Source organism: Candidatus Tisiphia endosymbiont of Nedyus quadrimaculatus (assembly GCF_964059235.1).
Lineage (GTDB): Bacteria > Pseudomonadota > Alphaproteobacteria > Rickettsiales > Rickettsiaceae > Tisiphia.
On record NZ_OZ060452.1, the window covers coordinates 1,212,759 to 1,233,186 of the forward strand.

Annotated in this window: 19 protein-coding genes and 1 tRNA gene; 8 read left to right on the top strand and 12 right to left on the bottom strand. The window is 32.3% G+C overall.

The features are described from left to right. Window positions 1-43 precede the first annotated feature (43 nt). The 3 genes from istB to AB3211_RS05810 all read right to left on the bottom strand — a co-directional run bounded on the left by istB (window position 44) and on the right by AB3211_RS05810 (window position 3,805). Window positions 44-793 (bottom strand): IS21-like element helper ATPase IstB, encoded by a 750-nt coding sequence (gene istB, locus AB3211_RS05800; RefSeq protein WP_367363705.1) that lies wholly within the window; start codon window positions 791-793, stop codon window positions 44-46. Further along, window positions 793-2,289: an IS21 family transposase gene (gene istA, locus AB3211_RS05805; protein ID WP_367363935.1), complete on the bottom strand. Its 1,497-nt coding sequence runs from the start codon at window positions 2,287-2,289 to the stop codon at window positions 793-795. The genes istB and istA overlap by 1 nt, the downstream gene beginning before the upstream one ends. A gap of 226 nt (window positions 2,290-2,515) precedes the next feature. Next, the gene (locus AB3211_RS05810) at window positions 2,516-3,805 is read right to left on the bottom strand and encodes an MFS transporter (protein ID WP_367363936.1); all 1,290 of its coding nucleotides are present in this window, start codon (window positions 3,803-3,805) and stop codon (window positions 2,516-2,518) included. A 130-nt stretch (window positions 3,806-3,935) separates the two neighbouring features. Here AB3211_RS05810 and AB3211_RS05815 point away from each other — a divergent pair, with 130 nt between their 5' ends. Next, window positions 3,936-4,583 (top strand): Panacea domain-containing protein, encoded by a 648-nt coding sequence (locus AB3211_RS05815; protein WP_367363937.1) that lies wholly within the window; start codon window positions 3,936-3,938, stop codon window positions 4,581-4,583. 88 nt (window positions 4,584-4,671) lie between these two features. Further along, the gene (locus tag AB3211_RS05820) at window positions 4,672-5,895 is read left to right on the top strand and encodes an IS256 family transposase (protein WP_367363661.1); all 1,224 of its coding nucleotides are present in this window, start codon (window positions 4,672-4,674) and stop codon (window positions 5,893-5,895) included. A gap of 152 nt (window positions 5,896-6,047) precedes the next feature. Here AB3211_RS05820 and AB3211_RS05825 read toward each other — a convergent pair whose 3' ends face one another. Beyond that, window positions 6,048-7,088, bottom strand: a complete 1,041-nt coding sequence (locus AB3211_RS05825; protein WP_367363938.1) for an Rpn family recombination-promoting nuclease/putative transposase — start codon at window positions 7,086-7,088, stop codon at window positions 6,048-6,050. Between the two features lie 215 nt (window positions 7,089-7,303). On the opposite strand from AB3211_RS05825, the gene AB3211_RS05830 reads away from it, so the two are divergent. The 3 genes from AB3211_RS05830 to AB3211_RS05840 are packed head-to-tail and all read left to right on the top strand — an operon-like array spanning window position 7,304 to window position 9,366. Next, the gene (locus tag AB3211_RS05830; RefSeq protein ID WP_367363939.1) at window positions 7,304-7,909 is read left to right on the top strand and encodes a bifunctional (p)ppGpp synthetase/guanosine-3',5'-bis(diphosphate) 3'-pyrophosphohydrolase; all 606 of its coding nucleotides are present in this window, start codon (window positions 7,304-7,306) and stop codon (window positions 7,907-7,909) included. Window positions 7,910-7,955: 46 nt separating this feature from the next. Continuing rightward, window positions 7,956-8,126: a hypothetical protein gene (locus AB3211_RS05835; protein WP_367363940.1), complete on the top strand. Its 171-nt coding sequence runs from the start codon at window positions 7,956-7,958 to the stop codon at window positions 8,124-8,126. A gap of 16 nt (window positions 8,127-8,142) precedes the next feature. After that, window positions 8,143-9,366 carry an IS256 family transposase gene (locus AB3211_RS05840; protein WP_367363661.1) on the top strand — a complete coding sequence of 408 codons (1,224 nt, stop codon included), beginning with the start codon at window positions 8,143-8,145 and terminating at the stop codon, window positions 9,364-9,366. 4 nt (window positions 9,367-9,370) lie between these two features. Here AB3211_RS05840 and AB3211_RS05845 read toward each other — a convergent pair whose 3' ends face one another. After that, window positions 9,371-10,732 carry a tyrosine-type recombinase/integrase gene (locus tag AB3211_RS05845; RefSeq protein WP_367363941.1) on the bottom strand — a complete coding sequence of 454 codons (1,362 nt, stop codon included), beginning with the start codon at window positions 10,730-10,732 and terminating at the stop codon, window positions 9,371-9,373. 491 nt (window positions 10,733-11,223) lie between these two features. Then, window positions 11,224-11,300, bottom strand: a tRNA-Pro gene (locus AB3211_RS05850). A gap of 117 nt (window positions 11,301-11,417) precedes the next feature. Here AB3211_RS05850 and trmD point away from each other — a divergent pair. Both trmD and rplS read left to right on the top strand, forming a co-directional pair. Beyond that, the gene (gene trmD, locus AB3211_RS05855) at window positions 11,418-12,134 is read left to right on the top strand and encodes a tRNA (guanosine(37)-N1)-methyltransferase TrmD (RefSeq protein ID WP_367363942.1); all 717 of its coding nucleotides are present in this window, start codon (window positions 11,418-11,420) and stop codon (window positions 12,132-12,134) included. Next, on the top strand, window positions 12,134-12,559 hold the full coding sequence (gene rplS / locus AB3211_RS05860; RefSeq protein WP_367363943.1) for a 50S ribosomal protein L19: 426 nt from the start codon (window positions 12,134-12,136) through the stop codon (window positions 12,557-12,559). Before trmD ends, rplS begins: the two co-directional genes overlap by 1 nt. 13 nt (window positions 12,560-12,572) lie before the next feature. On the opposite strand, the gene recN is transcribed toward rplS, so the two are convergent. The 4 genes from recN to AB3211_RS05880 all read right to left on the bottom strand — a co-directional run bounded on the left by recN (window position 12,573) and on the right by AB3211_RS05880 (window position 17,748). Next, window positions 12,573-14,285, bottom strand: a complete 1,713-nt coding sequence (recN, locus tag AB3211_RS05865) for a DNA repair protein RecN (protein ID WP_367363944.1) — start codon at window positions 14,283-14,285, stop codon at window positions 12,573-12,575. A gap of 204 nt (window positions 14,286-14,489) precedes the next feature. Continuing rightward, window positions 14,490-15,248 (bottom strand): outer membrane protein assembly factor BamD, encoded by a 759-nt coding sequence (locus AB3211_RS05870; RefSeq protein WP_367363945.1) that lies wholly within the window; start codon window positions 15,246-15,248, stop codon window positions 14,490-14,492. A gap of 418 nt (window positions 15,249-15,666) precedes the next feature. Continuing rightward, a complete protein-coding gene (locus tag AB3211_RS05875) occupies window positions 15,667-16,734 on the bottom strand; it encodes a hypothetical protein (RefSeq protein WP_367363946.1) in 1,068 nt (355 codons plus the stop codon). 234 nt (window positions 16,735-16,968) lie between these two features. Then, window positions 16,969-17,748, bottom strand: coding sequence for an outer membrane protein assembly factor BamD (locus AB3211_RS05880; RefSeq protein ID WP_367363947.1), 780 nt, complete (start codon window positions 17,746-17,748; stop codon window positions 16,969-16,971). Between the two features lie 525 nt (window positions 17,749-18,273). Between AB3211_RS05880 and AB3211_RS05885 the strand changes: the two genes are divergently transcribed. Then, the gene (locus AB3211_RS05885; protein ID WP_367363948.1) at window positions 18,274-18,900 is read left to right on the top strand and encodes a superoxide dismutase; all 627 of its coding nucleotides are present in this window, start codon (window positions 18,274-18,276) and stop codon (window positions 18,898-18,900) included. 349 nt (window positions 18,901-19,249) lie between these two features. On the opposite strand, the gene AB3211_RS05890 is transcribed toward AB3211_RS05885, so the two are convergent. Beyond that, the gene (locus AB3211_RS05890; RefSeq protein WP_367364829.1) at window positions 19,250-19,987 is read right to left on the bottom strand and encodes a gamma-glutamyl-gamma-aminobutyrate hydrolase family protein; all 738 of its coding nucleotides are present in this window, start codon (window positions 19,985-19,987) and stop codon (window positions 19,250-19,252) included. Window positions 19,988-19,997: 10 nt separating this feature from the next. Beyond that, a complete protein-coding gene (locus AB3211_RS05895) occupies window positions 19,998-20,426 on the bottom strand; it encodes an RDD family protein (RefSeq protein ID WP_367363949.1) in 429 nt (142 codons plus the stop codon). Between the last annotated feature and the right edge of the window lie 2 nt (window positions 20,427-20,428).

Here is a 20,428-nt window from a genome sequence, read left to right on the forward strand (position 1 = left end):
GACCCAGGAAGAGCGTTGAAAAATGACCCACATAAGTCTAGAACTATTGTTTTTTTTTCATACGATAACTTTCATTTCCCGTTTCAATGATATCACAATTATGACAAACTCTATCAAGTAGCGCTGAAGTCATTTTATTACAACCAAATATTTGTGACCATTCTGAGAATATAAGATTAGTAGTAATAATAATTGAAGTGTTGGAATGTATTTTAGATAATAGATGAAAGATAAGTTGACCGCCATTCTTAGAAAATGGTAGATAACCAAGCTCATCTAGGACTAGTACATCTATTTTTTGCAAGGAAGCTGCTAGTTTTCCTACCTGAGCAGAGTTCTTTTCATATTCTAATTGATTAGCAAGATCTACAAGATTAAAAAATCTTGATTTATAACCTTTTCGTACTGCTTTTGTACTTAATGCAATAGCTAGGTGAGTTTTACCGCTACCAGTACCACCAACTAGGATTATATTTCTAGATGTTTTAATAAACTCGCAACTATATAGATGCATAATTTGTTCTTGGTTTATTGGGGTATCGATAAATATGAAATTATCTATATCTTTTTTCTCAGGAAACTTTGCTGCGCTAATCCTACTTTGAATAGACCTAAGAGTTCGTGTTGTTAGTTCAGATTTTAATAAATTATGTAAAATATAATTCGAGGCTTCTTTACGCCTTATGGCATCAGATATAATTTCATCATAAGACTCAAGCATCCCTGTAAATTTTAGCTTTCTCATAACATTTATAATATCTTCTCTAGTAGATTCTTGATATACATTGTTCATTACTTACCTCCTAACTTGAGAAAATTATCGTATATCTCACAATTAGCTTTCGGGATATGTTTTAAAGTATGATATTCTTGGTAATTACTTGGCTCTGTTACTTTTAACTCATCTTTATTACGTAATATAATATTTAAAATTACCTCCTTACTAACAGTTCCTATTTTTAGTGCTTGGGTGCATGCTGATACTACTGCTTCTATGGATTCCATTGCTATATACGATAATATATGAGCAAAATCTCTTGTACCTGCTGGGCTGCTCTCAAGACGTCTTCTAACTTCTATGAGCTCTTCTGGTAAATTCATATTAAGGAATGGTTCACCATTTCTTAATGCTCCGGGTTTATACCTTAATATTGGCAGATAATGATTGACGTCATAACAAGTTTCTCCCTTAGTAAATTTCCGTTTATGACGACCTACCTCTTGACCATTATAAATAAATACTAGATGTTCAGCATATATCTTACATTGTACTATTTTCCCAGCACAACTACAGTGAACGCTATAATTATTGCTTTCATATCTAGCCAAACAAGTAATAGAAACCTTGATATCTATTTCTTTGCAACCGTTAAATAATACAGGCACGGATACTAAAAAATTACGTTCTAGTTGATATGCTTCATCTATAGTCTTATCTTTATATTCGGGGTGTTTATGAGAGCTATTATAAGTAACTAATCTGCTGGTTAATATATCGTTTAATTCTTGCAAGGTTAAAGCTTTTGGCATAGGAGTAAAGAACTGTTCCCGGTCAATCTGTACTTGTCGCTCAACCCTACCTTTTTCATTACCTCGAGCTGGAGAACATGCTATCGGTTCAATGAGATAATGTGCGCAGAGCTTTTCAAACTTTGGATTCCATTCTCTATTATTAGAGCCTTTTAAAACCTTACTGACAGCAGTCTTCATATTATCATAAATCCCTTTAGTTGGACTACCACCAAAAAAAGTAAAGGCTCTAACATGTGCATCAAATACCATCTCTTGAGCTTCAGTAGGATAAATATAGATAAATTTTTTACGGCTATAACACAAAACAAAGTAAGCTACTTTAACATTTATTATTTCTCCAGCTAATATTACTTGCTCACTACTCCAGTCAAATTGGTAAGCTTCCCCAGGAGCAAAGGATAAAGGTACGCAAGCTTTTATATTAATCTCAAAATTTCTATCATTCCAAGTGTTAATATAACGACTAACAGCAGAGTAACTGCCTTGATACCCATAAATCTTTAACTCCTCAAATAAAGCTTTCCCTGTTTTTTTAGGCTTTGAATTCTTATTATCCCGCAACATCCTCTCAAGACTCTCAATATATTTCCCGAGTTTAGGTATAGGTTGAATTATTCGTATATAATCAGATTTAATCTCTCCTTGCGTACGAATGATACTTCTAACTGTATTACGTGATATATTTAATTCTCTACTTATTGAACGTATACCTTCTCCACGACGATAACGTCCTAATATCTTTCTCTTACTTTCCATTATTAACATCTCTGATTTTATACTCCTATTATTTATTCTGAAAATAATAGAAGTATAGGTTGATAATAATGGATTAATAACGTACTACTTTTCCCACTTCTTAGGTGGGTCATTTTTCAACGCACATTAACCCATTTAGTGGGTCATTATTGCACGCTTTTTAACATTAAAATGAGAATACTTACCTTTGCGATACTCATTATAATATTGCTTATAGCAGTTAAGTTTATAAGTTTTGTATAGTTACTGGAATAAAACCAGCTTGCTTCTCTAACTTTTCAAAGTGATAGATGCCAAAAGCAAACCCTAGAGTTATTGGAATCATAATAACTAATAATCCATAATTACCAAAATACTCTATTAGATATACAAGACCAAAAGCAGTAATAATATGCATTAAAGTGCGAGATAAAGCAAAAGACAAACTAACGTAAGTACATCGTCTAAACATAGGAATATGCCGAAAAAAAATTGGAGAAGCTGGCATGGAGTAGTAACCAAATGTTATAGTAATTAATTGAATTAGCAGTAGGGCAAAGGGGGTTTTATAATGATCTAGTAAATAAGGACAACTAACAATAAAAATACAAAATATCGCTAGTCTTATCTTAAGAATTATTAATGGGTATATCTTATAGCTTAAATACGTAAAGATTGAATAGCCAACTAAAGATATTATTGACAGAATGAAATTATGGTGAATTATCTCCTCCGGCTTATAACCATAAGAGTTTTTTAAGATGCTACTACAATGGATATAGGCAAAATAGAAGCATACTGGCCATCCACACATCATCAAGAAGTAAGCTAACATTGTCGTCATATTAAATTTTGTCGGTTCAATAGAATTCTCCTTTTGCTTTAGCAATTTTGGTGTTTCTTTCAGCGTTGTCCTAGCCATTGTACCAACAACTGCAATTGCTGCACCTGCCCAAAAAGCCATACGCCAACTGAATCCAAGTGAAGTGCTAAGAGATGCTATACCAAGCGATCCCATCCCTCCTATGAGGGTAAAAATTGAAACTAATGCTACAATTGGATATTGGATGGGTGGCTTGGTCATTTCAGTCAGATATAGTTCAGTACCTATTATCTCTCCTACGGAAGATATACCTTGAAAAATCCGACATATGATAATTATCCAAGTAGAGACAATACCTATTTGGTCATAAACAGGTAAATTAGCAATAGTAATACATGAAATAGACATCATAAACGTTGTTATAATAATTGTTGCTTTATAACCAACATTATCTCCGATATAACCAAAAATCAAAGCACCAACAGGTCTGAATATATAGGTCAAACAAAAAGTTAAAGCAGCTAGGAGTGAAGCAGCGTGGGGGTCAGTCTTAGGAAAAAATAGATCATTTAACAGAATTGCTAAATGAATATATAGCATCAGATCAAAATACTCTAAAAATGTACCTATTAAAAGTAAACCTGTAGTATATTTTTGCTCTGTTGTTAGATGAGTCTGAGTAAGTATTACCTTTGATTGAATAATTTCATCCATAGCTATACCCTTTACATACTATTTTAGTGTATCTTAACATTATTAATATTAAGTTAAAATGAATTTTTTACTAATAGTATGTTAATAATAACAAATGTGTGTTAAAATAATTAGATAAAAAAATAGAACTATGCACGTAATACTCGAAAAAAGAATATTAAGCTGCTTTGATGTAGCTAATTACTTCCTTGTTTTAGTAGATAGAGAAGCTGGAGATACCATAACTCAACTAAAATTGCAGAAGTTAATTTATTTTGCTCAAGGGGTAAGCCTTGCTTTATTAGATAGACCTTTGTTCACTGAAGAAATTGAAGCATGGGAACAGGGGTCTGTAGTTAGGGTGTTGCGTAAAACATTTGGTAATTTTAAAGATTCTGCTATTCCAGCCCCTAGTGAAATTGATTTTGAATTATATGATAAAGAAGAAAAAGAATTGATTTACAAAGTGTATTCTATTTATGGAGAGCATACAGCCTCTTACTTACGCCATCTAACTCACGAACATTCAATTTGGCGTGATGCTATAGCCACGGATAACAAGATTATCAGTAAACAAAAGATGAGTGAATTTTTTAAAAGACTCATTAACCCTGATTTTTTATTAATTTCAGAGGAAGATGACTTAAAAATAACAGTTGCCGAAGATCAATGGTGGATGAATTATGATAGTGGAGTTCCAGCTGAAGACGTGACTGATCAAATCTTGCAATCAATAGAAGCACTTAAAGCAGGAAAAGGCATTGAACAAAAAAGCATTAATAATCCTTTGGTCTGGTAAAGCTTTGTTGCGCCTGCGGCTCTGTCCAAAAAACTGTGTAAATTTCGAAATAGGTTATATATAAAAGTATAACAAAAAAGGAAATTACATGAATAAAAAAACTAATGAATCAATAAAGCAAGCAGTAGATTTATTAATAGATAATGATACAGATGTAAGTACAATACTGAAAGAAGGAGGTTTATTAAAAGAATTGACCAAACGTTTAATAGAGAAGGCACTGCAGTCAGAAATGAATAATCATCTAGGCTATGATAAATACAGTTGTGCAGATAATGATAATGCTCGTAATGGTATAACTAGCAAAAAACTGATCTCCGAACATGGAGCTGTAGAAATAGAAGTACCAAGGGATAGGCATAATACCTTTGAACCCGCAATACTACCAAAACGCCAGAAACGTTTTGATGGTTTTGACGATAAAGTACTATCATTATATGCTAAAGGCATGAGTATATCTGATATTAAGATTCAGTTACAGGAGTTATACAGTGTTGAAATAAGTGAAGGCTTAATCAGCCAAATTACTGATGATGTAATGGATGAGGTTAAAGCTTGGCAGAGTCGACCATTAGAAGAGATATATCCGATAGTATTTTTTGATTGTTTAGTAGTAAAAGTCAGGCAAGATAAAAGGATAATCAATAAGGCAGTATATGTTGCATTAGGAATTGATTTATCTGGTAAAAAAGATATATTGGGATTATGGATCAGTGAAAATGAAGGGGCAAAATTTTGGCTCGGTAATTTTACCGAAATGAAAAATAGAGGGCTAAAAGATATACTGATTGCCTGTAGCGATAATCTTACTGGTATGTCTGAGGCAATAGAAGCAGTTTATCCAAAAACAGAACATCAATTGTGTATTGTACATCAGATTAGAAATAGTTTAAAATATGTGTCGTATAAAGATAGGAAGCAACTGTCTAGCGATTTAAAGCCGATATATACTGCAGTAACGGAAGAACAAGCCCATTTAGCTTTAGTATCTTTTGAAGAAAAATGGAATAAACAATATCCACAAATTGCCAAATCATGGTATAATAATTGGGACAATCTAATGATTTTTCTAGGGTATCCTGAGTCAATTAGAAAGGTAATTTATACAACTAATTCAGTTGAATCTGTCAATAGTCAATTGCGTAAAGTAACAAATAATAAGCGGGTTTTTCCTAATGATAATGCTGTTTTTAAAAGTTTATATTTGACAATTGACTATATGACCAAAAAATGGACTATGCCCATTCCAAACTGGAATGAAGCTATGGCTCATTTGATGGTTAAATTTGAGGATAGGCTTAACAAAATTTAATGACCTATTTTTTCGAATTTACACAGTTTTTTGGACAGAGCCGCGCCTGCAATTTAACAGCAATTATAAAATTCAGAAATATTTCTGTAAATTTACATAGGATGATCTCCATATAACCTAAAACGACTCATCAATGCATTAATAGAAAATAACTAATTGTTCCTGAAGTCACCGTGATTTTTTAAATCCTCAATTTGAGATTTGCTAAGTCCAGTAGATTTGGCAATAACGTCAATAGATAAACCAGCTTTAAGTAGATTTTTGGCTATAGCTCTAGTGGCTTCAGTGGCTTCTTCTCTAGCTCTAGTGGCTTCCTCTCTAGCTCTAGTGGCTTCCTCTCTAGCTGCCTCTATAGCTGCATCGCTTCTAGCTTTTTCAATCTCAATACCTTTCTCAATACCTTCTTCTCTCCAATGTTGTGCTATACTCCCCATAATTTCTTCCTCTTTTTCTTGATTCAAAATGGTTGTTAACAACTTGTCTAAACCTATTTTATCATTTTGGTCAATAAAGTCTAACGTATAATAAAGCAAAATCTCAATGTAATTATATCCTATATTAACCTTAGTTAATTGTGGTAGAAGATAAGCAATTTCTTGCCACCTTCTTAATAAATCACGTTCGTGTATATACTTTAAAAAAAACTCTAATAGACCAGACCATGGTCTTTCTTTTAATTCATTATCAGGAATCTTATGAACATTGATCAGCTGATAATCATTCAGCCAAAACTCTCGTGCAAGGTAGTTATTAGTCCCAAATAAATCCCATAAATTGCGTGCTACGTCGTACTCTTCAGTGCCATTATACAACACGACTGGATATATTAGCGGTAGATGCTTAGATTTGGGGTTGTTTTTTAAATATCGATCGCAAATTCGGGTCATATATTTAAATAAACGAAAGACCATGAACTTATCAGTGGTACTTTGGTGTTCCAGCAAAATGAAAATATAACCATCCTGATCATTAAATTTAGCCGAAAATAATACATCCGAGCTACTACGAGTAAGCCTTGGTTCAATGAAGCTTGCGTTTTCTACTTTTAAAGAAGAAGTATCAATTATAGCCAGCACATCCTTAGGCAAATGAGTTTTAAGAAAATCATAAGCTACTCTAGGATTTTCCATTGCTACTTTAACAATTTCATCATGCTTCGGCTTCTTTGACTTTTTGGACTTCTTTGTGACCATTATGATAATTTATTATTAGTTTTTTTGTTTGCTATGCTTGAGTACCAAACAAATTAGGTTGTATATGTTTACTCTCAGTAGGTATAATTGCCTATTACTTATTCAATATATGATTTACTAGTAATTGACAATCTTATTTTTATTTGTTAGCATTAAAGACTACCATAATATCATTTAAAAAACAAATTCATTACAACTGAACTAAAATATCAAATATGCAATCTCAAGATACTAACGATTTACGTAAAATAGCCGATATTATTAGTACTAAGCTAAGTGAAAATGATATAGCAGCAAAAACATATTACAGATTAAAAGACCCTTGTTCTGCCTTAAATAAGATGATACTAAAGACTAACGAATTAACGGATCTAGTTGCTTTTAGATTTATAGTTGATAAGCTAGAATATTGTTATAAAGTGTTGGATATTATCCGTGGCATCTATTCTGTTAAAATAGCAGAGAAAAAGAATTATATTGATTATCCTAAAGATAATGGTTATCGTTCCTTGCATATTGTTACGAGTGTCGGCAACCCTAGACGTGATGTGGAAATGCAGGTACGAACCAATGAGATGCATGATATAGCAGAATTTGGTATAGCAAATCACAATGAATATAAAAAGACACAGGCAGCAAAGATAAGAGAGTTACTGCCTAGTGGCATGTTGAATATAGCTGGTATTAATACTGAGCTAAATAAGGCTTATGATATCTTTAGCCAGTTTAATTGGACTATACAAGAACTTATTGCTTATGAGCAAGCAATTGAAAATATTTATCGTATTTATCAAGACCAAGACAGCTTGCGTAAAGTATGAAGTGCATAGTGTTATTGAGTAACTAAAAATATGTGGTTAGGTAATTATGAGCAAATTTGTCCAAGCAGATTTGAAAATTATTAATACTCCGACTAGTCTAACTAAAGCACAAAAAGAATCTGTTGGTCTGCTTTCGATAGGTACATTTTTAGAATATTTTGAGGCTCTGTCCAAAAAACTGTGTAAATTTCGAAATAGGTTATATATAAAAGTATAACAAAAAAGGAAATTACATGAATAAAAAAACTAATGAATCAATAAAGCAAGCAGTAGATTTATTAATAGATAATGATACAGATGTAAGTACAATACTGAAAGAAGGAGGTTTATTAAAAGAATTGACCAAACGTTTAATAGAGAAGGCACTGCAGTCAGAAATGAATAATCATCTAGGCTATGATAAATACAGTTGTGCAGATAATGATAATGCTCGTAATGGTATAACTAGCAAAAAACTGATCTCCGAACATGGAGCTGTAGAAATAGAAGTACCAAGGGATAGGCATAATACCTTTGAACCCGCAATACTACCAAAACGCCAGAAACGTTTTGATGGTTTTGACGATAAAGTACTATCATTATATGCTAAAGGCATGAGTATATCTGATATTAAGATTCAGTTACAGGAGTTATACAGTGTTGAAATAAGTGAAGGCTTAATCAGCCAAATTACTGATGATGTAATGGATGAGGTTAAAGCTTGGCAGAGTCGACCATTAGAAGAGATATATCCGATAGTATTTTTTGATTGTTTAGTAGTAAAAGTCAGGCAAGATAAAAGGATAATCAATAAGGCAGTATATGTTGCATTAGGAATTGATTTATCTGGTAAAAAAGATATATTGGGATTATGGATCAGTGAAAATGAAGGGGCAAAATTTTGGCTCGGTAATTTTACCGAAATGAAAAATAGAGGGCTAAAAGATATACTGATTGCCTGTAGCGATAATCTTACTGGTATGTCTGAGGCAATAGAAGCAGTTTATCCAAAAACAGAACATCAATTGTGTATTGTACATCAGATTAGAAATAGTTTAAAATATGTGTCGTATAAAGATAGGAAGCAACTGTCTAGCGATTTAAAGCCGATATATACTGCAGTAACGGAAGAACAAGCCCATTTAGCTTTAGTATCTTTTGAAGAAAAATGGAATAAACAATATCCACAAATTGCCAAATCATGGTATAATAATTGGGACAATCTAATGATTTTTCTAGGGTATCCTGAGTCAATTAGAAAGGTAATTTATACAACTAATTCAGTTGAATCTGTCAATAGTCAATTGCGTAAAGTAACAAATAATAAGCGGGTTTTTCCTAATGATAATGCTGTTTTTAAAAGTTTATATTTGACAATTGACTATATGACCAAAAAATGGACTATGCCCATTCCAAACTGGAATGAAGCTATGGCTCATTTGATGGTTAAATTTGAGGATAGGCTTAACAAAATTTAATGACCTATTTTTTCGAATTTACACAGTTTTTTGGACAGAGCCGTTTAAGATCTCTTATTTGTTGTTCTAACTCTTCTATCTTCTTATGCAATGCTTCAGTATTATTGTTAGCTCTTTCTGTTTCTATTTGAAAAGTTACTTTATTTTCTTTTGAAGACATTAGGTTTTTCATGGCTTTCTCTCTAAATGTTCTAACTTGATCACTCTCTATAATATCATATATTTTTGTTGATTTTAGATCCTTATGACCTAACGCTTCACCTATTAACTCTCTATCAGCTCCAGCTTTACGCATCAAACAACCGTGCGTTCTTCTTAAATCATGAATCCTTAACTCATCAATATTAGCCAATTGACAAATTTTCTTCCACGCTCTCTTGGGTGATGTTAAATGACCACAGCGACTCCTCTTGCTAGGAAATACCCATATTGATCCAGTTTTATTCTCCTCTTTCCTTCTTGCCAACATTGTTATGGCATCTTCTACTAAATGAATTGGGAGTGCCTTGCGATTCTTAGTCTGAACAGCTGGTATATACCATATTCTATCTTCAAAATTAATATTATTCCATTTTATAGACAAAACATTATTTTTCCTTGCCCCAGTAAGTAATGATAGTAAAAATACATCTGCCATTTGCCTATTTGTACTTGCCTTAATTGCCTTAATAAATCTTGACATTTCCTCTTTGGTGTTAATATATCTTTCTCTCGCTTCTTCTTCATGTTCTTCAATACCAATAGCCGGATTCTGCCCTAATAGCCCCCTGTCAATAGCTTTATTGAATACCGCCCTTAACAACTCAAAAAACCTGTTAGCACTATATTTGCCCCTATTACTAATAACATTAAATATTTTCTGAATATCTTCCCTTGTTATAGCCGATATCTTTTTATCATACAAATCATCACCATCTCGATTCATTGTATCAATAGCATCTTCCCAATTCGTATTCTTACGCTTACAGTGTTCTTCAATATATTTATCAAAAAAAAACTGTTTAAAGGTTAGCTCAGTTGCCTTAGTTGGTTGATGATTTATTTCATTGTTTAAAATAGGTGACTTGTTAAAAGGGTGAATGCCTTTGTTGATCTGACCCTTGATTTCAACGGCTTTTTCTCTAGCTTCTACAAGAGAAATATCATTAGGTAACTTCTCGAATCTATCATTATGGAAGTCACCTAATTTAATTTTGCGGTTTATACCATAAACTGTCTTTCGCAAATAGAAAACCTTACTTCTACCATAGGATACAATTAAAATTAAACCATCTTCCTTGGTATCAACATAAATATCTCGTTTGGTTTTAGGGTAAGCAATTTTATCTATAGCTTCTTTAGTAAGATTAAATGAATAGGTTGCCATATTATCCTCTTATTTAAGTTATTGCATAATTAATATAACCTAACCCACTCTATCGTTTCAAAAGTTGGCTAGATAGTTAATTTCAGATTGACTTAATAGATGATTAAATAGCGTCAATAAAAACAAAGCAAGTCTTAATTTATCTTCTTGTTTACAAGTATTAACCTGTTTTATTTATAATTATGGATTTATTTTATTTATAAATATTAATTTTCAATTTTAAGTATTGACTCATTTGTTCTAATTATTAATTTTTTTTGTTTATATTAATAACAATTTCAATGAAAATATGGAGGAAAAAGTAGCATTTCTCATGCTAATTATATGCTATGTTTTAAGAAAAATGACCTTAATTCTTATGACAGATTGACAAATATATTAAATTTAGATACTTTTAAATCTTGAAGTTTGAGTAAATGAAGAAATCTTATAAGTATTAGGGTTTTAATGACTAAAAAGGAGGTATTAAATGTTAAATACAATGAAATTTGTGGTCGGAGCAGAGAGATTTGAACTCCCGACCCTCTGGTCCCAAACCAGATGCGCTACCAGGCTGCGCCATGCTCCGAAAAATAAATAATGAAGATTAACAATAAGTGTTAGTGGATTCATATTGCCTAATTATATAAACTATAATATAAGTCAAATCAATTTTTTTGTTTAAAAATTTCATCATATTTATTAAATGTCTTCATTACATGCATCAATATTAACCATATTTCCAGAAATGTTCCCTGGATTTTTGCAATATTCCCTTGCAGGGCAAGCCTTAGAAAAGGGTATTTGGTCTTATAATATGGTTAATATAAAAGATTTTGGATTAACTAGGCATAAAAATGTTGATGATGAGCCTTATGGTGGTGGTAGCGGGCTGATCATGCGTCCAGATGTGGTTGGTAGTTGTATAGATCATGTTTTGTCTTCAACCCCTAATGCCAAAATATATTATCCCTCACCAAGAGGAAAGCTATTTAACCAAAATATTGCTCATGAAATTATACAAGAAAAGCAAATAATAATTTTATGTGGTCGCTTTGAAGGGGTTGACGAACGTATAATTGAAGAGTATAATGTAACGGAAATTAGTATAGGGGATTATATTTTATCTGGTGGGGAGGTGGCAGCTCTTGCTATTCTTGATTGCTTGATTAGATTACTTCCGAATGTATTACTGAATCAAGACACATTACAATCAGAATCTTTTGAGGAAAATGGAGAGTTTGCTGGATTGCTTGAATGTCCTCTGTATACGAGACCGGCAAAGTGGAAAAGTAGAGAAGTTCCGAGTATTTTGTTGTCTGGTAATCATCAGTTAATTAGAGATTGGAAAAGCAAGCAATCTTTAGAGATTACTAAAAAACGTAGACCGGATTTATTAAATATTTATAGGAGTTTAAGGTAATGAATATTATTGAAGAGTTTGAACAACAGCAAATTCTGAAACTAACGGAAAATAAAAAGATTCCTGACTTTAAAGCAGGGGATACTGTAAAAATTACTGTAAAGATAATTGACCGAACAGTTGAGAAAGATGGCAAGGAAAAATTACTAGAAAGATTTCAAATGTATGAAGGCGTAGTAATTGCTAGAAGGAATAGTGGTGTTGCATCTTCTTTTGTAGTTCGTAAGGTTAGTCATGGTGAAGGTGTGGAAAGACGATTTATGATTTTCTCACCAATTGTACATTCGATTGAAGTTGTTAAATATGGTGTAGTACGTCGTGCTAAACTATATTACTTAAGAAATCTAAGTGGTAAAGCAGCTAGAATTAAAGAAAAACTTCAAGTAAATCCTAATAAAGTAATTAAGAAAAAGGTGGTTGCTTAAAAGGGGAAGGGGGCTAAGGATGTAGAAGCTCTTTAGCCGCCTTCAAGCTCGCATCGGTGATAGATTTGCCTGAGATCATGCGAGCAAGTTCAGCTTGCCTCTCTTGAAGGTTTAGATTTTTTACAGTAATTTTAGTGCTTTCATTCAATTGCAGCTTGTTAACGATAATATGCTGATCTGCCTTACCTGCCACTTGCGGTTGGTGGGTAATTGCGATAACTTGGGCAATAGAGCTAAGCTTTTTTAGTTTTTCTCCTACTTTATCGGCTACGATACCACCAATTCCTGTATCTATTTCATCAAAAATAATAGTTTCCTTAAGTAGTTTATCAAAAAGACAAGTTTTTAGCGCTAACATAAATCTTGATAATTCACCACCAGAAGCAATTTTATCAATAGGAGCAAGTTGCATACCAGGGTTAGTTGAGGCAACGAAACGCACATTATCGATACCATTATCTGATACCTTACATAACATTATTTGAGAAGTATCCCTGTATTCTAAAAAATGCTTATTGTCAGTTTGGTTTGCAATATTATCCTTAGATACTATTTCTACTTTAAAAATTGCCTTTTCCATTTTAAGTTGTTCAAGCTCTTTTTGCACAGCTAACTCTAGCTTCTTGGCTACTTTAGAACGCTGATGCGATAAAGCTTCAGCTAGTTCAAAATATTTTTTATGGTCAGCTAGCTTATTAATATCTAGGATTTTAACGTTATTAATTTTATCTTCTAGGGCATTTAATTGTTGGTTAGAATTGTCAACAAATTCATGTATTTTATTGCAAGAAATATTATATTTTCGTGCTATGTCACGGATTTTAAACAGCCTTTCTTCCACTTCATCTAAGTTAAATTCATTTGTATCGAAGTTATTAATAATGTTTTGTAATTTTATACGTGCTTCTTCTAGACTATTATAACAATCATCTAAATTTAATGAAATAGAGGCAAATTCTTCATTTCCCTGTAAGTTACGGGCTATTAAACGTTGAACATTAGTAATGGACTTATTAATTTCAGGAGTTTCAAGATGTGATAATATATCTTGAGTTGCTTGTATTTCTTTATCACGATTTTGTAAACTGCGTCTTATAATGGTAAGTTTTTCTTCTTCTCCTACTTGATAGTCAAGAGTTTTTAATTCCTTGGTTACAAAATTTAAATAATCTATCTCTCGTTCTATAGTATCTTTATCTTTTGTGACTTTATTGATTTCTTTAGTAGTTGTTTGTAGAATATTGAAATGCTTGGATAATTCGTCTCTTAAACCTAGAAGGTTTCCATAATCGTCTAGAATATTAATATGGGAGGAGGGGGTAAGAAGGGTAGTAGGGCTATTTTGTCCATGAAGTTCAAATAAATAATCTGCTACTTGTTGCAAGGTATTTACTGTCACCGCTTGATCATTTATAAGAAATTTTTTGCGGTTACCAGATTTTTGGATACGTTTTATCAGTAATTCTTGGTCACACTCAATATTAAATTGTTCCAAAAGCTTTTTTAAATCATTATTGAGAGTAAATGTTGTAGCAACCGTACAATAATCGCATCCATGTTTTATTACATTATCAGAGAATTTGTTACCTAAAGAGAACAAAATTGCATCTAGCAAAATAGACTTGCCAGCTCCAGTTTCGCCGGTAATCACACATAGTCCTTTTTCAAACTCTATGTCCAATTCGTCTATCAGAATAAAATTCTTCACCGAAAGACTTTGTAACATTAGACCTCTTGCATAACTCTACTTCTGTTGGTGATTTGGGCATCTAGGCTAGACTCAACGCCGTAACTTACCACCCCAATTCGGGATAAGAATTTGTCAATTCTTATCCCGAATTCGCGTTTACCGTACTGCTTGCGTTCCGCAGTGAAGGACCTACTGCAAATTCCCTAACATAAGCGAATTATGCAAGAGGTCTATTATATTTTATTCTTTTAAAGAGTTGTCAATAAGTAGGTAACAATGTTTATACCAATGACTGTCTAGATAGTTGTGACCAAGTACTGCAGCATATTTCTTTGCTTCAACGTTAAGTCCCAGCATTAAATAACTTTCCACTAAACGATAAAGTGCTTCTGGTATATGTGATGTAGTTTGGTAATTATCCACAATAAGCTGGAATCTATTGATAGCAGCTATCGGGTTATTTCTACTGAGATAATAACGACCTACGTCCATTTCCTTACCGGCTAAATGATCATTTACTAAATCAATTTTTAAAGATGCATCAATTGAATATTTTGTTTTAGGAAAAAGTTTTATAACATCTTCAAAACTTTCTTTAGCTAAAAAGGTTCTTGATTGATCAAGCTGTACATTTGAGATTTGCATATAATACGATAATGCCTTTAGGTAATACGCATATGCAATATCTTCATGCATTGGATGAAGCTTAATAAAAGTATCAAGTACATCTACTGCTTCCTCATACTGACATGATAAAAATAAAGAATAGGCCTGCATTAACTCAGCTTGAGGAGTCATTTTATTACCAGGATCTTGATAAAAAATTCTAGAAAATTCTTCGGCAGCTTTCAAATATTTTTGTTTTTCCAATAAAACAAGACCATCATTGTATAATTCAGGAGCTGGAACAATTAAATCTTCATCTATCTTCTTAGTTTTACAGCTAGATAAAGCTAAGCAGGTAGTGATTATATAAAATAATAATTTTGCTAATTTCATATAGAGCTTACAAGTTTTTTAAACTTAATTTATACACGAAACATTAAGGATTAGACAAGATTATTTTAAAAATTATTATTTAAGTAACCTGAATTCGATGTAACTTGTTACATCGAACTTTCGTGTTATATATAGAAACAATCAGGTTTGAAGAGGCTGCCCACCTGATTGTTAAAATATAACACTCCATTCAATATGTGATTTTAATAATTAAAATCACATATTGAATGATGAAAAAAGTTAAAATGCACTCGCATCAGCCGCTTCAAGAGTGCATTTTTCCTTATAACAAAGCCATAAGAATTATTAATTCTTATATCGAACTGAGGTTAAGTAGTATATTCGAATTCTTTAAATATACTCAAATGATCCTTTATATCTCTTGCAGAAGTAGAATTCTGCAAGAAGTCTAATAAATTTAATCCTCTAAATTAGCAAGGTTAATTCCATAACCATTTTTACACCAATTTTGCACTTCTTTAAATTTTTTTGAAAAATCTTCATCTAATTGAGATAATTTTTTATATTTGTTGTTATCAAGAATTAAAGGATCAATACCTCTGAATTTTGGTTTTATATTTATTTGCCCTTTACCATATTTAGCTAGTCTAAAAGATTTTGCATCTTTTTTGCATTTATTTAATAAATTTTTTATAATTTTATCATTACTATTTTCTATTTTTTGCATTACATTTTGATCTACGCTAAAATGTAACTCATCTTTAGAAACTAGTTTTATTTCTATAGCACGCTTTAAAATTTTATGAAAATAATCATAAATTACAGCATTAAATGGTGTTCCCCATAATTCTTTAATTAAATATAGAGGAATCATTGCAAATTTCTTGGCAATATCTTTATTACTAAAAAACCAGATTCCATTGCTAAATTTCAGATCATCTACTATTTCCTTTGCTTCTAATTTAGATATTTTGTTAAGTATTACTGCTGTATGAATATTGTATTGTATTCTATCAGCACAAAGCTCAGGTAATGGTCTTTCAAGAGCCGTATATTTTGGATCATCTGGATCAAGATCTTTTATTGCAATATTGTATCTACTTATAATTTCATCTATTTTCATAGAACGTAAAAACCATAAATGAATAGTATCTTGATAAGATTTTTCTTGCTCCTGATTATAAAATAAATGATCTCCTAAATGAGAAAAAACAGTGTGGGAAGTATCATGCAATAGACCAGCTATCTGTTCAATTTTGGATACTTGTGCTTTTTGAAGTAATACAAATACCCCTATACTATGATCATATCTACTAAAATATGGAAGTAGCCCTATATAAGGTGCGGGTCCAGATTGATCAATTAATTTTAATCTTTGCATTGCTTTGCTATCAATTATTTCCTCTATAAGTGGATCGTCAACTACTACAGTATCCTGCCATATAGTATATAATTCTTTCTTAGCATAAGCAGAAAAACAAAAGAAAATATAGAAAAAAAATAAAAAGTAAGCTTTTTGCTTCATAAAAATACCTAGATTGTTAAATAATGAATGATAAAGGCTTTATTCTATATCATGAAACTGTTGCAACAGTCCTATAAGATATATAGAGCCTAAATAAGGTACTTATGCTAGAGAATTTGTAGAAGAGGCAAGAAAAGCAAGAAACCGTAAGTTGTATGAAAGTCTGCATTACGGATTTGAGCCTAGGAGCGACGTAAAATTTACCAGCAAAAGTAGAATTGTGAAAAAATTCTATTATTGAGATGGCGTTTTATTTGGTCCCTTTGGAAAGTTGTTAATAAACGGTTGACAATATTTATACCAGTTACTGTTTGGGTAGTTGTGACCAAGTACTGCAGCATATTTCTTTGCTTCAATATTAAGTCCCAGCATTAAATAACTTTCCACTAAACGATAAAGTGCTTCTGGTATATGTGATGTAGTTTGGTAATTATCCACAATAAGCTGGAATCTATTAATAGCAGCTATCGGGTTATTTCTACTGAGATAATAACGACCTACGTCCATTTCCTTACCGGCTAAATGATCATTTACTAAATCAATTTTTAAAGATGCATCAATTGAATATTTTGTTTTAGGGAACAGTTTTATAACATCTTCAAAACTTTCTTTAGCTAAAAAAGTCCTTGATTGATCAAGTTGTACATTTGAGATTTGCATATAATACGATAATGCCTTTAGGTAATACGCATATGCAATATCTTCATGCATTGGATGAAGCTTAATAAAAGTATCAAGTACATCTACCGCTTCCTCATACTGACATGCTAAAAATAAAGAATAGGCTTGCATTAACTCAGCTTGAGGAGTCATTTTATTACCAGGATCTTGATAAAAAATTCTAGAAAATTCTTCGGCAGCTTTCAAATATTTTTGTTTTTCCAGTAAAACAAGACCATCATTATATAATTCAGGAGCTGGAACAATTAAATCTTCATCTATCTTCTTAGTTTTACAGCTAGATAAAGCTAAGCAGGTAGTGATTGTACAAAATAATAATTTTGCTAATTTCATATAGAGCTTACAAAATTTTTAAAACTTAATTTATACACGAAACATTAAGGATTATACAAGATTATTTTGAAAATTATTGTTTTTGGCCTTGTAAGTATCATTTCCAATTTTTCAAATCATTTGAGTATACTCTAGAATAGAAAATCAAGAATTGCGTCGTCATTATCCAAAATTCTAGCGGTACTCACAAATGTACGCCTAGTCCCTCCCGCTACTATCATGATTTTAGGGGTCTAAAAAATAGCCAAGAAAACTATTTAGACTTTTCTAGCCCCCTGCTTTCGTAGGGGTGACATCGAAGGGGAATCAGGGGTAACATCAACCCTAACAGGGATTGTAAGATAAAACTATGATATAATTATGGTTATGATATACTAAGAAAGTAAGTGGCACTTGTCAGGGGTGACAAATAGTCAAGTTTTAGATGACTGCCGACTTAAACCGAACAGTAGTGTATTGAAGCGGGAATGACAACGAGAGTGCTTAATAAAAAAGTAAGTATTTTATACTAAAATTGAGAAAATTATGATATATTGCAAACAATCTAACCAAATATCTTATCCTTTTGTCTTGCCGGAATTGCCTTATGGTAAAAGTGATTTTGTTCCGCATTTTTCCTCTGAAACTTTTGACTACCACTATGGGAAACACCACCAAACATATGTAACTAACCTGAATAATTTTCTACAAGATAATCAGGAGTTGCAGAAAAAAAGTTTGGAAGAATTAATAATTTCTACAAGCATAAAACCAACTGAAGCAGCCATATTTAATAATGCAGCACAAATATGGAATCATACTTTCTTTTGGCATTCTATTAAGCCTTCAGGTGGAGGAAGCCCTACTGGTAAGATATTGGAACAGATAAATAAAGATTTTGGCAGTTATGAGAATTTTGCTACTGAATTTAAGCAAGCGGCAGTAAGTCAATTTGGTAGCGGCTGGGTATGGTTAGTATCTAATAATGGGAAATTACAAATAGTAAAAACTAGTAATGGTGAAACTCCTATTACTAAATCTATGAAACCTCTGCTTGCCTGTGATGTTTGGGAGCATGCATACTATATAGATTATCGCAATAAGCGCCCGGACTATGTCTCAGTTTATATAGAACATATGATTAATTGGCAATTTGCTGAAAGTCATCTTTGAGACTATGTGGGGTGAAGGACCGAGTAAAAACCCCTTCGATGTCACCCCTGCGAAGGCAGGGGTCTAAAAAAAGCCTGAAAGACTATTAAACATTATTATATCCCAGCTTTCGCTGGGATGACATCGTTTTAACATTAGTACTACAACTGTAGTATTAGCGTAGTTAATAATGGGAAATGGTATACTCTTCTGCTTTGAAGAATTGTTTTTTGAAAATATCATGGATTCGCATGCTCACGTACTATATGTACGCTATGCCTGCTCACCATTCATTTTCAAATCCAATTCTTCAAATCATTTGAGTATATCACATCGACTCTTATATGGATTTGTTCTTCAAATCATTCGACTATATAGCTTCGATTAATCCTTTAAATAAATTTAAATCATTAGGGTTTAAATATTCAGGATGCCATTCTACTCCTATAACAAATTTGTGATTTATTGACTCGATTGCTTCAATTATCCCGTCCGGTGCTGTTGCTACAACTCGGAGTCCCTTGCCTATTTCTCCTACTGCTTGATGGTGGCTCGAGTTAACCATACAAGTTTGCTTATTTCCCGATAATTTTGCGAGAATAGTGTTTGGTTCTATCGTTATAGAATGCGATAATGTATTTTTGGGGGCAGGTTGCTCGTGGTTAATAGCCGTAGCTACTCCTGCTTGTGACTTTATGTAATCAGGTATATGCTGGATAAGGTTGCCACCGCATACTACATTTAACATCTGCATGCCACGACATATTCCAAGGAATGGCATGTTCTTTTCTAGAGCTTTTTGGGTAAGTAGTAACTCAAAATTATCACGTTGGTCGTTGGTAGCTGTTCTATCACAAGTGAATTCTTGACCATAAAATTTAGGGTGAATATCCTCATCACCGCCGGGAATAATTAGCCCATCGATAATTGACAGCATCACTTCAATTGTATCATATTGATAGGGTAGCATTAAGGGGATTCCTCCAACTTTTATCACACTATCTGCATAATTTTGCCTAATTGCATACCAAGGAAAAGTAGCATAGGCATATTTTTCAGAATTATTAGCCAAATCTAGTGTTATTCCTATTACTGGTTTTTTTTGTATCATACTAACCTTATCTTTTTACCATCCGAGTACCACAAATCATGTCATGTAGAAACTTTTTCTCATCAGTACATATCATGCAGAAAACACTTATAATCCCTAATATTACAGTACTACTTATTAGTGCTAATATAATAAATCTAATCAACGCTTTTAAAAAGCTTATTCGAGTACCATCCTCGTTTATGATCTTCATGCCCAATATATAACCGCCAAGAGTTGCTTGCATTGAAGATGACTGAAATATTGGATCATATAGTATTGTTAATGATAGTATTATTAATGTCGAAATGAAAGAATCGGATAGTGTATCGGCTAGTGTAGGATTACTTGCTAGTATCATAATTATACAAATTAGAAGAAAAATAATTAAGAAAATTCGATCCAAAACTACAGCAATAGATCTCCGCCAAAAGCCACAATAGATATATCCATTCATAA